Source organism: Frankia sp. CcCS3, from assembly GCF_977927575.1.
This window is the reverse complement of the sequence record NZ_CDWRCL010000095.1, coordinates 1-14,492: the sequence shown is the minus strand read 5'-3', so window position 1 is coordinate 14,492 and position 14,492 is coordinate 1. Positions and strand designations below refer to the sequence as shown.

12 protein-coding genes and 1 pseudogene are annotated in these 14,492 nt (G+C 71.0%); 10 read left to right on the top strand and 3 right to left on the bottom strand.

Annotation, left to right across the window (positions count from 1 at the left end):
• Together AC08OQ_RS10565 and AC08OQ_RS10560 are read left to right on the top strand one after the other, a co-directional pair.
• Nucleotides 1–478 (top strand): hypothetical protein (locus tag AC08OQ_RS10565; protein WP_462203968.1); only part of this gene is annotated, 478 nt, incomplete at its 5' end.
• Nucleotides 465–902, top strand: coding sequence for a DUF5130 family protein (locus tag AC08OQ_RS10560; protein ID WP_462188115.1), 438 nt, complete (start codon nucleotides 465–467; stop codon nucleotides 900–902). The genes AC08OQ_RS10565 and AC08OQ_RS10560, both read left to right, overlap by 14 nt.
• Before the next feature lie 84 nt (nucleotides 903–986).
• Here AC08OQ_RS10560 and pepN read toward each other — a convergent pair whose 3' ends face one another.
• Nucleotides 987–3,533: an aminopeptidase N gene (gene pepN / locus AC08OQ_RS10555; protein ID WP_476600448.1), complete on the bottom strand. Its 2,547-nt coding sequence runs from the start codon at nucleotides 3,531–3,533 to the stop codon at nucleotides 987–989.
• A 337-nt stretch (nucleotides 3,534–3,870) separates the two neighbouring features.
• On the opposite strand from pepN, the gene AC08OQ_RS10550 reads away from it, so the two are divergent.
• Genes AC08OQ_RS10550 through AC08OQ_RS10540 form a run of 3 tightly spaced genes read left to right on the top strand, consistent with a single transcriptional unit; the run spans nucleotide 3,871 to nucleotide 6,351 of the window.
• A complete protein-coding gene (locus AC08OQ_RS10550) occupies nucleotides 3,871–5,103 on the top strand; it encodes an AI-2E family transporter (protein WP_476600450.1) in 1,233 nt (410 codons plus the stop codon).
• Nucleotides 5,104–5,159: 56 nt separating this feature from the next.
• Complete coding sequence (locus AC08OQ_RS10545; RefSeq protein WP_476600452.1) at nucleotides 5,160–5,843, top strand: mycothiol-dependent nitroreductase Rv2466c family protein; 684 nt, start codon at nucleotides 5,160–5,162, stop codon at nucleotides 5,841–5,843.
• 19 nt (nucleotides 5,844–5,862) lie between these two features.
• Nucleotides 5,863–6,351, top strand: coding sequence for a ribose-5-phosphate isomerase (locus AC08OQ_RS10540; RefSeq protein WP_476600454.1), 489 nt, complete (start codon nucleotides 5,863–5,865; stop codon nucleotides 6,349–6,351).
• Here the strand turns inward: AC08OQ_RS10540 and AC08OQ_RS10535 are convergent.
• Nucleotides 6,294–6,764 (bottom strand): hypothetical protein, encoded by a 471-nt coding sequence (locus AC08OQ_RS10535; RefSeq protein WP_476600455.1) that lies wholly within the window; start codon nucleotides 6,762–6,764, stop codon nucleotides 6,294–6,296. The genes AC08OQ_RS10540 and AC08OQ_RS10535 overlap by 58 nt on opposite strands.
• A gap of 546 nt (nucleotides 6,765–7,310) precedes the next feature.
• On the opposite strand from AC08OQ_RS10535, the gene AC08OQ_RS10530 reads away from it, so the two are divergent.
• The 4 genes from AC08OQ_RS10530 (at nucleotide 7,311) to AC08OQ_RS10515 (ending at nucleotide 13,151) form a co-directional block, all read left to right on the top strand.
• Nucleotides 7,311–8,123, top strand: a complete 813-nt coding sequence (locus AC08OQ_RS10530; protein ID WP_476600457.1) for a dolichyl-phosphate beta-glucosyltransferase — start codon at nucleotides 7,311–7,313, stop codon at nucleotides 8,121–8,123.
• Nucleotides 8,120–8,263, top strand: coding sequence for a hypothetical protein (locus tag AC08OQ_RS10525; RefSeq protein ID WP_476612014.1), 144 nt, complete (start codon nucleotides 8,120–8,122; stop codon nucleotides 8,261–8,263). Before AC08OQ_RS10530 ends, AC08OQ_RS10525 begins: the two co-directional genes overlap by 4 nt.
• 162 nt (nucleotides 8,264–8,425) lie before the next feature.
• Nucleotides 8,426–12,451 carry an alpha-(1->3)-arabinofuranosyltransferase domain-containing protein gene (locus AC08OQ_RS10520; protein ID WP_476600459.1) on the top strand — a complete coding sequence of 1,342 codons (4,026 nt, stop codon included), beginning with the start codon at nucleotides 8,426–8,428 and terminating at the stop codon, nucleotides 12,449–12,451.
• 100 nt (nucleotides 12,452–12,551) lie between these two features.
• Entirely contained in the window at nucleotides 12,552–13,151 is a 600-nt protein-coding gene (locus tag AC08OQ_RS10515; protein WP_462187820.1) for a RyR domain-containing protein, read from the top strand.
• Here the strand turns inward: AC08OQ_RS10515 and AC08OQ_RS10510 are convergent.
• On the bottom strand, nucleotides 13,141–13,383 hold the full coding sequence (locus tag AC08OQ_RS10510) for a hypothetical protein (RefSeq protein ID WP_476600461.1): 243 nt from the start codon (nucleotides 13,381–13,383) through the stop codon (nucleotides 13,141–13,143). The two genes, AC08OQ_RS10515 and AC08OQ_RS10510, sit on opposite strands and share 11 nt — an antisense overlap.
• A 435-nt stretch (nucleotides 13,384–13,818) precedes the next feature.
• Here AC08OQ_RS10510 and AC08OQ_RS10505 point away from each other — a divergent pair.
• A pseudogene (locus tag AC08OQ_RS10505) lies at nucleotides 13,819–14,223 on the top strand (hypothetical protein); the annotation flags it as partial.
• Between the last annotated feature and the right edge of the window lie 269 nt (nucleotides 14,224–14,492).

Below are 14,492 nucleotides of genomic sequence, written 5' to 3'. Positions count from 1 at the left end.
GAGGACCGTAACCCCATTTCCCGGTAATCTTCGCTGCGTGACTCGACGTCGACCGCGCCAGACCCGATGGCTGCCGTTCGCCGGCACCTCCCGCCCGTGGCCGGGGGCGCACCCCGCGCCGGGGTTGCGATCCAGGATCGCGCCGCGCCGGGTTCTCACCGTTGCTGGCCTTGCGCTGTTCGCGGTGCCGGTGTTCGCGGTGAGCGCCTCGGCCGGGGAGATCGGAACCCTCTACAACCCCGATCCGCTCACGGCCGTGCAGTCATGGGCGATCTACGGCGGCACCATCGTCGGTGGGTTCGTCATCGCGATCCTGCTGGCCGCGTGGTCGAGCCGCAAGAGCGGGCCGGTGCGCTACCGCCCGGGGCAGCCCTGGGAGCACGACGAGATCTGGATCGGCTCCAAGCCGGAGGAGATCGAGGGCGAGCAGGCGAAGACCGCCCTTCCCGGCGCGGGTGGTGCCAGTGGCAACTGGTGAGCCGTTCACCCACGAGCAGCTCGACCGGCTGAACCGGGCCCGGGAGCTCGCCGAGACGCATACCGGTATCCACGTCAGCATCCGGATCGGCGCGGTGCGCGGCGACGCCCGGCTCGCCGCCGAGCGGATCCTCGCGAACCTCGTCGACGACGCGGGGCGGGATGCCGCTGTGCTGATCCTCGTCTCGCCCGGGCAGCGGTTCGTGCGGATCGCCACGACCCCGGCCGCCAAGAAGCGGATCGGCGACTCGGCCGCCGGGCTCGCCGCGTTGACGATGGCCTCCAGCTTCGCGCTGGGCGGCCTGGTCGGCGGCCTGATCGCCGGTATCCGCCAGCTCGCGGACGCGGCAGGTGGCGCGGGCGGCGCAGCCGCCGGGACCCTCCCCCCGACGCAGCCTTCGTTGGCGGTCAGCCCGACGCCCTGACCCCGCTGGCCCCGGAGGAGCCGGCCCCGGCCGGGTCCTCCGGGGCCAGGCCGGCTCCGACCGGCGTGATGCGGGTACGGTACGCTACGTCGCCTCGATGTCCTTCTTGCGCGCGGCCAGCGCCCGGACGAGCCCGTCGCGGCCTTCCAGCAGGGCCCGCCGCAGGGGCGGAACCGGGTTGTGCTCGGCCAGGTAGGCGTCGACCTTCGCCACCGTCTCCGGTTCGATCACCGATGCCGGGAACAGCATCTGGGTGATGGTAGAAGCCATGTCGAAGCTGCGGGTCTCCCAGATCCCAGCGATCTCGTCGAAGAAACGGTCCACGTAGGGCCGGGTCAGCTCGAGCTGGTCGGAGATCCAGAAACCGCCCATCGTCGCGGCGGCCAAGTGGTTCGACAGGGTGTCCGAGTCCATGACCGCCGACCAGGCGGCCGCCTTCGCCGCCGCGGTCGGCCGTGCCGCCCGCGCGGTCGCCGCTCGCTTCTCGCCGGTGGCGGTGCGGTCGCGGGCGAGCTCCGCGTCGATCTCGGCGTCGGCGTACACGCCCCGCGCGACGAGCTGGGTCAGCAGGGTCCAGCGCAGCTCGGTGTCGAGCACGAGCCCCTCGATGATGTCGGTGCCCTCGAACAGCGCCCGGATCCGCGCCACCTGGTCGGCCTCCTCGGCCTGGGCGAAGGAGGTGGTGTAGACGAGCTGCAGGTCGCTGCCGGGGGCCGCGGCGCGCGCCAGCTCCTCGGCGCGTTCCGTCAGCGCGCGCAGCGCGGGCTTCCGGTTTGCCGGGTCACCGTAAGTGTCGATCGTCAGGTCCGCCTTGGCCAGCAGCGACTGCACCACGCCGATGTCGTCCTCGGCGGTCACCCCGGACAGCACGAGCCGGACGTAGTCGCGGGCGGCGAGTTCGGCGTCGCGGGTCATGTCCCAGGCCGCCGCCCAGCACAGCGTCCGGGGCAGTGACTGGGAGATGGCGCCGATCGACTCGACGAGCGTGGCCAGCGACCGCTCGTCGAGGCGCACCTTCGCGTACGTGAGGTCGTCGTCGTTGAGCAGGATCAGATCCGGCTGGCGGGCACCGACAAGCTTGGTGACCTCGGTGAGCTTGCCCGTCACGTCGAGCTCGACCCGTTCCCGCCGGACCAGCGCGCCGGTGGCGTCCCGATCGTAAAGGCCGATCGCGAGCCGGTGCGGGCGCAGCGTGCGCGAGGCGGTCGGCGGCGCCGACGCCGGCTCCTGCACCACGTCGAACGAGGTGAACAGGCCCGAGGAGTCGGTGAAGAAGCGCGGCCGCAGGGTGTTCGCGCCGGTGGTCTCCAGCCAGTCCGCGGACCAGGCGGTCAGGTTCCGCCCGCTGGCGTTCTCCAACTCGTCGAGCAGGTCGCGCAGCGACGTGTTCGCGTACTCGTAGCGGCGGAAGTACGTCCGCAGCCCGGCGAGGAACTCCTCCTGGCCGACCCAGGCCACGAGCTGCTTGAGCACCGAGGCGCCCTTGGCGTAGGTGATGCCGTCGAAGTTCGTCCGCACCGCGTCCATGTCCGGGGCGTCGGCGACGATCGGGTGCGTGGAGGAGAGCTGGTCCTGGCGGTAGGCCCAGCCCTTCTCCGCGTTGGCGAAGGTCGTCCAGCCGTTGGTGAAGCGGGTCGCGTTCACCTGGGCGAGGACCGACATGTAGGTGGCGAACGACTCGTGCAGCCACAGGTCGTCCCACCAGCGCATGGTGACCAGGTCACCGAACCACATGTGCGCCATCTCGTGCAGGATCGTCTCGGCGCGCCGCTCGCGGCGGGCTTCGGTCACCTTCGCCCGGAAGACATACTCCTCCAGGAAGGTCACGCAGCCGGCGTTCTCCATCGCCCCGGCGTTGAACTCGGGCACGAACAACTGGTCGTACTTGCCGAACGGGTACCGGTAGTCGAACACCCGGTGGTAGAAGCCGAACCCAGCCTTGGTGATCTCGAAGAGCTCGGCGGGGTCGAGGAACTCGGCCAGCGATCGGCGGCAGTAGAGGCCCAGGTCTATGCCGTCGTGGTGGTCGCGGACCTCGTGGTACGGGCCGGCGACGAGCGCGGTGATGTACGTCGACATCACCGGGGTGGTCAGGAAGCGGATGGTGCGCACCCCGATCGCGGCCTCCGCCACCGCGGCGACTGCGCTGTTGGAGATCGCCTTCCATTCCGCCGGGACGGTGACCGTGAGGGTGAACGTCGCCTTGAGGTCGGGCTGGTCGAAGCAGGCGTACATCCGGTGCGCGTCGTACGTCTCGAACTGGGTGTAGAGGTAGACGGCCTCGTCCACCGGGTCGACGAAGCGGTGCAGGCCCTCACCGGTGCGGGAGTAGATGCCGTCCGCCACCACCGTGAGCCGGTTCGACTCCGCGAGGTTGTCGAGTCGGATCCGCTCGCCGTCGAACACCGTGGCGGGGTCGAGCGGCGCCCCGTTGAGAACGACCTCGTCGACCTTCGCGGCGGCGAGCTCGATGAACGTCGACGCCCCGGGCTCGACGCAGGTGAAGATGACCGCGGTCGACGTGCGGAAGGTCTCGTGGCCGGTCGTCAGGTCGAGTTCGACGTCATAGGAGGCGACGTTGAGCAGGCGGGCGCGCTCGCGCGCCTCGTCGCGGGTGAGGTTGTTGGGCACCCGGTTCCTTTCGGACGGCACGGACTTGCAGGACTGCGACACGGTCATCACCGTGTTCCCAGTCTCCCACGCCGATGAGGAGAACGGTCGCCGCCGGGGGGCGTGATGGCGGGGGGACATGGTGGTCGGGGGGCGTGGTGGCCGGGCCGTCGGCCGTGGTGCCGGTGCCGGAGATGGTGGATTGTGGTGATTGACGCGGGGTACCCGCTTTCGCTGGTCGCCGATGCGGCACGATGGCGACATCTTCCGCGTGACCAGCTTGCGGGACGCTTGCGGGAGGATCGGGACGTCCGCGCGGTCGCGGGATGGCGGGAAGAAGGCAGGAAGGGAGCCGCCGGTGAGACGGGTGGCGGGGCTCGGTCGCGTCCCCGGGCGCCTTCATCGGGCTCGCCGGGCCTCAGCCGTTCCGGCCGGCGGTGGGTCGTCCACCGCGGCGGCATCCGAGGTGCCGATGCCTGAGGCGGCGACGCCCGAGCCATCGGGCGGGCCGCAGCCCGCCGGCGGGAGGGAGTCCCCGGCTCGGCGGGCCGACTATCACATCCCGGTCGCGCTGCGGGTCTCGGCGGGCTGGTCGTGGCGTCTGATCGTCACGGGCGCGGCCATCTACATCCTGCTGATGGTCGTGGGGCGGGTCCGGATCGTGGTGATTCCGCTCATTGCTGGGCTGCTCATCGCCGCTCTCATCCATCCGCTCGCGCACCGGCTGCAGCGGCTCGGCATGAACCGGCTGGGTGCCGCCCTCACCGCGCTGTTCGTGTTCTTCGCGGTGTTCGTGGGTGTCGGGGTGGCGGTGGGCTTCAACGCCGCGAACGAGATCCCCGCGGTCAGCGATCAGGTCAGCGAGGGCGTCGAGCAGATCCGCGGCTACCTGAGAAACGGTCCGCTCCACCTGTCGCAGAGCCAGATCGACAATCTGGTCGACGACATCCGCCAGAGCCTGGCGGACAACCGGGGGCGCCTGGTCTCCGGGGTAATCTCCGGCGCCTCGGTGGCCGCCGAGGTGCTCGCCGGCCTGCTCGTCACCCTGTTCTCGACCTTCTTCTTCCTGTACGACGGGGATCGTATCTGGGACTGGATCGTCACCCGCTTCCCGGACGGAGCGGAGGATCGGGTGCGCGGCGCCGGTCGGGAGGCGTGGAACACGCTGACCGGCTACATCCGTGGGACGGTCTTCGTCGCGGCGGTCGACGCGATCGGTATCACCATCGGCCTGGTCGGCGTGGGTGTCCCGCTCGTCGCGCCGCTGGCCCTGCTGACGTTCTTCGGCGGGTTTGTCCCGATTGTCGGGGCGGCGGTGGCCGGCGCCGCGGCGGTACTGGTGACCCTGGTCTCGAACGGCGTGCCGGATGCGTTGATCATTCTGGGCGTCGTGTTGGCCGTGCAGCAGATCGAGGGGCACCTGTTGCAGCCGCTGGTCATGCGACGGGCGGTGCGGTTGCACCCGCTCGCGATTGTCATCGCGCTGTCGGCCGGTGGCGTGTTGGCCGGCATCCCCGGTGCCATCGCCGCCGTTCCGTTCGTCGCCATGGTGAACAGGGTCGCCGGTTATCTTGCCGCGAGCGGGGAGTGACCACCACCCTGACGGGTTGATCCCGGTCGAACGGTGCCGTCGACCGAGGAGACCACATGAGCGCCGACACTCTCGACACCCCCGCGGCCACGTCCGTACCCTCACCCACGCCCGTACCCTTGCCCGCGGACGCGACCGAAGCGGTCTTCGCCGATCTCTGGTTCGACCCGTCCTGTCCGTGGGCCTGGCTTACCTCCCGCTGGCTACTGGAGGTCGAGAAGATCCGGCCGGTGCGGATCCGCTGGCACGTGATGAGCCTGTCGGTGCTCAACGAAGACCGGGACATGCCCGAGCAGTACAAGCAGCTGCTGGCCAGCGCCTGGGGGCCGGCGCGGCTCTGCGCCGCCGCCGTCGACCGGCACGGTGCGGACATCCTGCGCCCGCTGTACACGGCGCTTGGCCGTCGCCGTCACCTGGACAAGGCGGAATGGGACGAGAACACCTTCGTCGCCGCCCTGACCGAGGCCGGTGCCGATCCGGCGCTCGCCGCCGAGGCGACCTCGACGGCCTGGGACGAGCGGGTGCGGGCCAGCCATGCCGAGGGGATCGGCCGGGTGGGCATGGACGTGGGCACCCCGGTCATCGCCGTGGGGGAGACCGCCTTCTTCGGTCCGGTGATCACCCCGGCACCCAAGGGGGAGGAGGCCGCACGACTGTGGGACGGAGTTCTGCTCGTCGCCGGTACCCCTGGCTTCTACGAGCTCAAGCGGACCCGGGACCAGGACCCGATCTTCACGTGATCGGGCATGATGGCACATCATGCGTGTCCATCTGGGATCTGACCATGCGGGCTTCCGCCTGAAGGAGGCGCTCGCCGAGCGTCTGGTGGAGCTGGGCCACGCGCCCGTCGACCATGGTCCTGCCGAGTACGACCCCGACGATGACTACCCCCCGTTCGTCCTCGCCGCCACCGCCGCCACCGCCGCCGAACCGGGCAGCGTGGGCATCGTCATCGGGGGATCGGGCAACGGGGAGGCCATCGCGGCGAACAAGGTCGCCGGGGTGCGCGCGGCCCTGGCGTGGAGCGAGCAGACGGCGACGCTGGCCCGCCAGCACAACGATGCCAACGTGCTGAGCCTCGGCGCGCGCATGTACACCGTCACGGAGGCCCTGACGTTCGCCGAGGTTTTCCTCACCACGCCGTTCAGCGGGGAGCAACGACACGTGCGGCGGCTGCGGATGCTCTCGGCCTACGAGCGGACCGGGGACGTGCCGTCGGTGCCCGGGTCGGCGTCGTCGGCTTCCTGAGACCTGTTCTTCGAGGACCCGGTCTCGGTAGGGCCGCTCTCACGCGGTCCGGCGGATCCGCGGTCGGAGCGTCGGCGGGTCCTCCGGGTACCCCGGCCGCGGCGGTCGGTCGTGCCGCTCTCGGCTCCGGCACGACCGGTTCCGGCACGGCTGGGGCCGCCGCGGTGGACCGGGTCGGTGGAGCTGGTCGACGGGGTCGCCGGGGTGGGGCGTGATCCGCGATGCAATACCATCGATCGCTCGGCCTCGGCGAGGTCGGCGTCGGTGGGCCGGGCGGCGTCGCGGGCCCGCATCGCCGTTCTCGGGGGCAGCTTGCTGCGACCCGCGTCGATGAGACCGCGCAGCTGCGCGTCCGCCTCGCCCGCCCCGGCCGCCTGCGACCGGGCCCGGCCTGCGCGCTCGGGTCGTGGCATGGCTCCTCCATCCGCTCTGGCCGGAAACCTTGGCGGATCATCCCAGAAGCGGGCCGCTCGGGAGGCCTCGTGACGCGGGTAGACGTCGGAAATCCGCCGGTGCGCGGTTATCCCCCGCGACAGGTTGATCTCCATCCTTGCGTTTCCGAAGGTTTCCGGAAGTTCACCGTCCCGTGTACTACCGGCGGGTCGCCCGACGGCGACAGCGCCGACTGCCCGATCCAGGATGATCCGAGGCGATCCGGGGGGATCGGCCACCCCCTGTCCGAGCTGTTCTCCCCCATCCGTATGCTACACATCGACAGATGAACGTCCGATAGCCCAGCATGTGCCCAATAGATGTCCATCTGTACTCAATAGATGTTCATTGTGCCACCTTGCTAGTAAATGAAACGAAAGGAAACTTTAGCATGCATGCTTTGCCACATTTCGGTAGAACACCTGAAACTGTTTGCTGATCTCGATCAGCCGTCACCAACCGCTGCGCCTCGGTGGCTTCAGTCATCGGCTCTGTCGTCGCGGCCTAGGAGTTGAGTCTTGGACTGCGTGCCTGTGAGCGTCGTCATCCCCGCCTACAACGAGGCGATGCGCCTGCCCGGCTCGCTACCCCCGCTGATCTCGGTCATGCACAGGATCCCCGATGCCGAGGTGATTGTGGTCGACGACGGCAGCACGGACGGCACCGCTGCGATCGCCGAGGAACTGCTCGCGGATCTGCCCGGTGGTCGGGTCCTGCGGCTGCCGTGGAACTCGGGTAAGGGCGCCGCGGTCCGCATGGGGGTGTCGGTCGCGCACGGTGAGTCGATCGCCTTCCTGGACGCCGACGGCGCCTCGGACGTCAATGATCTTCCTCTGCTCCTTGCCGCGTTGGAGCACGCCGAAGTGGCGCTCGGATCGCGCCGGGTCGGGGCGGGTGCGGTCCGCAGCAGTGGCCGGCGGGTCGGCAGCTGGGCCTTCAACCAGATCACCCGGTCCCTGACCAGCCTGGACGTCGCCGACACCCAATGCGGATTCAAGGCCTTCCGCGGTCCCGAGGCCAAGCTGCTGTTCAGCCTTGCGCGCTCCTCCGGATTTGGGTTCGACGTGGGGGTGCTCTCGATCGCCCGGTCGATCGGCTACCGGATCACCGAGGTCCCGGTCCGATGGGCGGAGATACCCGGTGGCACGTTCCGGGTGACCCGGCACACTCCCGCGATGCTCGTCGACGTGATGCGCGCCCGGCGATACCTGAACCGCTCCGCTTCCGGCCTCGTGGTGACGCGTCCCACGGTGCAGTCGCCCGCCGCCGCGGCGGCGCCGGTCGTCCGGGCGACGGGGCGTCCCCCGCAGCCCAGGTCCGCGTCCCGCCTCCTGCCGTGAGCGTCCCGGCACCCGCGGAACCGGTGACCGCCGGGCCGCCGGCCGCCGCCCTCACGGCGGCCGTGGGGGGCGTCGAGAAGCCCCTGCGCCTGCCCGCGGACCTGGGCGGTGTGACCCCGCTGCCCCGGAAGGTTGTATGAAGGTCCGGCGAACCGGACCTTCATCCTTATCCTTTGGAGTAAGCGATCCCTCCCCCCGCCGCCGGCCCCCCACGACGGCGAAGGGCCTCGGCGCGCCGTCACCCTCCCCGGCCGTCGCCGCGTCGCCGCGACACGCGGACGTCACGGTGGCCCCTGTTCGGCATGGCCGCCGGCTTCATGGTGCTCTCTCTGCTCCAGGCCCCCGGCAAGCTGACCGCTGACACCAAGCTGGACGTCCCCCTCGACCCGTGGGGCTTCATGGGGCGGGCCACCCATCTGTGGAACTCCCTCGCCGAGTTCGGCTACCTGCCCAACCAGTACGTCGGCTACCTGTTCCCGATGGGACCGTTCTTCGGCGCCGGTGACCTGCTCGGGATACCCGCCTGGATCACCCAGCGGCTGTGGATCGCGCTGATCCTCACCGTCTCCGCCTGGAGGGTCGTGCGGCTGGCCGAGGCCCTGCGGCTCGGCGTGCCGCACACCCGGGTGCTCGCCGGACTCGCCTACACCCTGTCCCCGATGTTCCTCGGCAAGATCGGGGCGACCTCCGTGGCGCTCGCGGGCGCCGCCATGCTCCCGTGGATCACCCTGCCGCTCATCCTCGCGCTGCGTCCGGACGGCGCCCTCGGCGCCGACACCGGTACGGCCGCCGCCACCAGTACCACGGCCGCCACCACGACCATCAGTACCACGGCGGCCGATGATGTCGATGCTGCTGACGATCCCGCCCTGGACCCGGGCCGGCGGCTGTCCCCGCGACGGGCGGCCGCCCTGTCCGGACTCGCCATCCTGGGCACCGGCGGAATCAATGCGACGGTCACGCTGTGCGTCCTGCTCTGTCCGGCGGTGGTCCTCGTGTTCGCCGGCGGCACCCGCCGGGCCTGGGCGCTGCGGGCCTGGTGGGTCGTCGCCGTCATCCTCGCCTCGGCCTGGTGGCTGCTGGTGCTGATGGTGCAGGCTCGCTACGGGCTGGACTTCCTCGCGTTCACCGAGACCGCCCAGACGACCACGGCGACGACGTCGGTGGCGGAAGCCCTGCGCGGCGCGACGGACTGGCTGGCGTACGTCCAGCTGCCCAGGCCCTGGCTGCCGGCCGCCACCGAGTACGTGTCCCGGCCGGTGCCGATCATCGGATCGGCAGCCGTGGCGGCGATCGGGCTGTGGGGGCTGTCCCGGGCCGATCTGCCCGCCCGCCGGTTCCTGCTGGTGACGTTGGCCGCCGGCACGGTCTCGGTGGCCGCGGCCTATCCGGGGCATCCGGGCAGCCCGCTGGCGGGCGCGGTGCGGGACCTGCTCGGTGACCAGCTGGGCTTCCTGCGCAACGTCTACAAGTTCCAGCCGGTGGTGCGGCTGCCGATCGCGTTGGGGATCGCGCACGCCCTGACGGTCCGACCTGTCAGCCTCACCGCCCGTGTGCGGAGATGGACGACCCGCGGGGCTTCCCACCGGCACGGCGGGGCTGCGGACATGATCGCGACCGCCGCGGTGAACGTCCCCGTTGTGCTGACCGTGGCCGCGCTGGTCTGCGGCATGACGCCGGCGCTCGCCGGCAGGGTGCTGCAGCCCCGGCCGTTCGCCCGGGTGCCCGACTACTGGGTGGCCGCCGCGGACTGGCTGGCCGCCCATCCCCAGGACGGCCGGGCACTGGTGCTGCCCGGCTCGCCGTTCGCCGAGTACGAGTGGGGCCGGCCGCTCGACGAGCCGCTGCAGTGGCTGGCCCGCACGCCGTGGGGGGTCCGCAGCCTGATCCCGCTCGGTGGCACGGGCGTGACCCGGCTGATGGACGGCATCGAGCGCCAGCTCGCCACCGGGTCCGCCGCGGGCCTCGCTCCGGCGCTGGCCCGGGCCGGGATCGGCCAGATCCTGCTGCGTAACGACCTGGAACAGAAGAACTGGGACGTCCCCCCGTCCACCGACGAGCTCCACCGGGCGTTGCGCTCCTCCGGTCTCACCCTGGCCGCCGCGTTCGGCCCGCAGGTGCCGGCGCGCGCCTCGGCGAAGGAGCGGCTCGTCCCGGAGCTGCGCAACCCGACCGCGCGGGTACCCGCGCTGGAGGTCTGGACCGTCCCGGGCGGCGCGAAGCTTGTCGACTCCTACCCGGCGGACACCGCCGTCGTCGTCTCCGGCGGCCCGGAGGCGACGGTGCAGCTCGCCGGGCAGGGCCTGCTGAGCAGCGACCGGGCCGCCGTGCTCGCCGCGGACCTCGCCGATCTGTCCTCCGCCGCCGATCCGTCCGCCGCCGTGACGTCCTCGACGAGCCCGGCGGCGATCAAGGTTGCGCCGGGGGAGGTGATCGGCCCGACGACCGCCTGGGTCGACACGGACACCCTGACCCGGCGCGACAGCACCTTCGGACTCGTCCACGACGCCGATTCGTACCTCCTCGGGCCCACCGACACCGCGGTCGGCAAGACGGGGGAGCCCCACCAGTGGGCCGAGGCCGACGTCGCCGGCCACCAGACGGTCGCGGGTTACGTCGGCGGCATGTCCGTCACCGCGTCCTCCTACGGCTACGACCTGCTCGCCGCGCCGGACCTCGCGCCACCGGCGGCCGTCGACGGCTTCGCCGCGACCGCGTGGACGGCACAGCGCACGAAGGGCACGACGTCGGCCGGGCAGTGGATCCAGCTCGATGTCGGCCGGCGGATGACCGTGCCCTACCTCGACGTGCGGCTGCTGTCCGAGGGCTCGTGGCGGCCGGCCGTCGAGGCGCTGCGGGTGTCCAGCGAGGCGGGCTCGGTGGTCACCGAGGTGCGTCCGGTGGAGGACATCCAGCGCCTCGCCGTCCCGGCGGGGCCGAGCCGCTGGTACCGCATCACGTTCGCGCGGGTCGGCCAGGAGACCGACGACACCCTCGGCGCCGGTATTCGGGAGATCACCATCCCCGGGGTCACCTTCCGCCACTACGCGCAGCTTCCCACCGACGTGGCCCGGCGCTTCGCTGCGCCGGACGGGGGGCTGGTCGCCTTCTCGATGGCCCGGGCGCGGGTCGACCCGGCGCGGCCGTTCGGCGGCTCGGAGGAGCTGGCGCTGTCCCGGCGCTTCGAGGTGCCCCGGGACATGACGTTCACGATGAGCGGCTCGGCGAGCTTCATCCCCCCGCCGCGGGGGACACCCCCAACGGGTGACACTCCGTTGCTGGTCGACTGCGGCCGGGGCCCCACCCTGGTCGTTGACGGCACCCGTTACCCCCTGCGGATCTCCGGCCGGGAGAGCGACGTCACCTCGGTGCGGCCGGTGCGGGTGTCGCTGTGCACCGACGGCGGCACGCTGCGGCTCTCGGCGGGGCCGCACCTGCTCGGCGTTGACCAGGGGCCAACCTCCATCCTCGTCGACGCGATCGCGCTGGTCGGATCGGGCGCCCAGGTGAGAGCGGCCACGCCGCGGGCGACGACGGTGCACGAGTGGACGGCGGAGCACCGGACGGTCCAGATCGGCGCCGGTGGCCGCGCCTTCCTCGCCGTCCGGGAGAACGCCAACTCCTCGTGGACCGCGAAGCTGAACGGCGCGGCGTTGACCCCGTTGCGCCTCGACGGCTGGCAGCAGGGCTGGATCGTCCCGGCCGGCGCCGGCGGCACGATCGTCATCGACAACGCGCCCGGTGCGGAATACCGCCGCAACCTGGTGGTGGGGCTGTTGCTGGTCGTGGTGCTGGTCGTGCTCGCGGTGCTGCCCGCCCGGTTCCGGCTACGGCCACGATCCGACGAGAACGGCTATCCGGCGCTGCTGAGGCCGCGCCGCCTGCGCCGGTCGCGCCGGTCGCGCCGCCCGGGCCAGCCGCGCCGGCTGGGCCGGCTGGCGGTGTCCCCGCCGGTAGCCGGTGTGGGGTGGACGGTGCTCGCCATGCTGGCGGTGGCGCTGGTGGCGGGCCCGGTGGCGCTGGCCGTACCGGTGTTCGTCCTGGTCGGTCGGCGCTGGCCCGCGGTGCCGGGCCTCTCCGCCGCGGTCGCCATGATTGGCGCGGGAATCGGGGTGGCGGCGCAGCCGGGCAGCCAGCCCGGATCCGGGCAGGGGGCGTTCGGGCCGCTGGTCCAGGTGTTCGGCGCCTTAGCCTTGGCTGCGGTGCTGGCCGCGCTGGCCGGGCGGGCCTGGGACCGTCCCGCCGGCGCCGACTTCGGCGCCCGAGCCGGGTCCGATGTCGGGCATAGGACTCGCAATCCCTATACCGACAGCAAGGGACTCGGTTAGCGTTTTCGTGGCGCCGATCGTTCGGACGTCGTCCACCGTCTGTTTCTGAGGGAGACATCCGGTCATGATCACAGCCAGGCGTGCCGTGCGTGGAGTCCGCGTGGATGCTCTACGGCCGATCGGGGCCTCGCGCCCGATCTGGGCCGATGCGGCGGGCGGGGACGGTGGCGCCGGCGGCACGCCGTCGGTCCTGGGCGACGGGGAGTTGGTGGAGCTGCTCGCCCGGGCGATCCACGACCGCTATCTGGAGCATGAGCTCGGTAAACGGCACGCGGCCGGATCGAGGCCCGGGCTGCGGCCCTGGGCGGAGCTCTCCGAGACGCTGCGGGAAGCCAACCGTGATCAGGCGGCTCATTACGAGACGGTGCTGCGTAACCGTGGCTGGGTGTTCACGCCGGCCGAGCACGACGTCGATCCGGCTGTCGATCCTTTTTCGCTGTCCGCCGCCGAAGTCGAGGAGCTCGCCCGGGCCGAGCACGACCGGTGGTGGCAGCACAAGGAGCGGCAGGGTTACTCCTATGGTCCGGTGCGCGAGGATCTCGGTCCGGACAAGCGTCACCCGTCGATGGTGGACTGGGAGGAGCTGACCGAAGAGGACCGTGATCGGGACCGCGACGCGATCCGGAACATGCCGGCCGTCCTGGCCCGGGCCGATCTGCGCATCACCCGGCGACCCGCCGCCGAGGCGGCTACCCGGTGAGCGGCTGACGGCCGCGACACTCGTCGGCACATTGCCGCTGTCCGCCGGTGACCCCGAAGACCTCTGCGGCCCCTTGACAGCACCCCGACATCAGTGCCGCACCGGCCACCCCCGGCCGCGACACCAGGCTGCCCACCGCCAGAATCATCGACTTCGCCGCGCTGCCCGCCCGGGCGGAGACCACCGTGGCCGAGCGTATCCGCGACCGGGCAGTGGTGTCCACGAGCATCACGCGGTCTGATTCGCGCGAACAGATGGACCCTCCAGCGCCGAACAGATCGCAGGACCTCATGCCATTTCCGCAGCTCAGCCCGGCGATGACGCTACGAAGGAAACATTCGGCCAGCAGGGAATGACGCACACCACCACGCCAAGTGATCATCATGGTTGGTGCCCTGCCTGGTTGAACGGGTCTCACGTGGCTCCACCTTGCAACGGAGTGATCATTGGCCTCGGAACGCACCTCGCAGGCGAAAGCGCCGGCCGGCGCGCCGAGTAATCAGACACTTCCTCCGAGCCCGGCGAACAAGAGATGGCTGGCGCGGCACAGGTTCGGCCGTTGGCCCCGGCCCGACAGTGGCGGACCCATTACTCTGGCGATGATCTGCACGCTCCCGAAATGGCGGACCGACGGCGGTCCGGCGAGCAGGCCCGGAGAGGACGCACCGTGAGTAGGCCGAGCCAGCGGGCGGAGCAGGACGAGCTGCGAGCGCGGATGCGCGCGGTCGGCATGTCCCACGACGAGATCGCGATCGAGTTCGCCCGCCGTTACAAGTACCGTCCCCGCGCCGCTCACCGGGTCGCCCATGGCTGGACCCAGCAGCAAGCGGTTGATCACATCAACGCTCACGCCGCCCGCATCGGCCTCGACCCCGACGGCGCCGCCACGCGCACCGCGCCCTGGCTCAGCGAACTGGAGAACTGGCCGGTTCCACTCCGGCGCCGGCCTACGCCCCAGCTTTTGGCCTTGCTCGCCGAGGTCTACGGCACCAGCATCCACAACCTTCTCGATCTTGAAGACCGCGAGACCATGATGCCAGCGGATCTGATGGTTATCAGCCAGCTCCACAAAGGGCTGCCACCCATCACGCACCATGGCTCTGAGGACAGGACGGTGTGGGAAGCGGTTCTCGGTGCTGTCTCCTCGCTGAGGACTACCGGGATCGCGGTCGAGAGCATCAGACTCGCGAACCATCTCTATGGAGTCGAAATGAAATAACTTGCGCGTTTCGAACCCTCCACAGGCCTGTGACCTGCGATGATGCTCTCGATCACGTATTTGTTTCTTCATTACGTTCCCTATCCTGTGTCTGAGTCGGATGTGTTCAATCAACCGCTGGC

What these genes read in the sequence shown, in the direction of transcription:
- AC08OQ_RS10535 (WP_476600455.1), bottom strand. Translation starts at nt 6,764, where the DNA reads ATGCCACGACCCGAGCGCGCAGGCCGGGCCCGGTCGCAGGCGGCCGGG.
- AC08OQ_RS10545 (WP_476600452.1), top strand. Translation starts at nt 5,160, where the DNA reads ATGAGCGCCGACACTCTCGACACCCCCGCGGCCACGTCCGTACCCTCA.
- AC08OQ_RS10520 (WP_476600459.1), top strand. Translation starts at nt 8,426, where the DNA reads ATGGCCGCCGGCTTCATGGTGCTCTCTCTGCTCCAGGCCCCCGGCAAG.
- AC08OQ_RS10540 (WP_476600454.1), top strand. Translation starts at nt 5,863, where the DNA reads ATGCGTGTCCATCTGGGATCTGACCATGCGGGCTTCCGCCTGAAGGAG.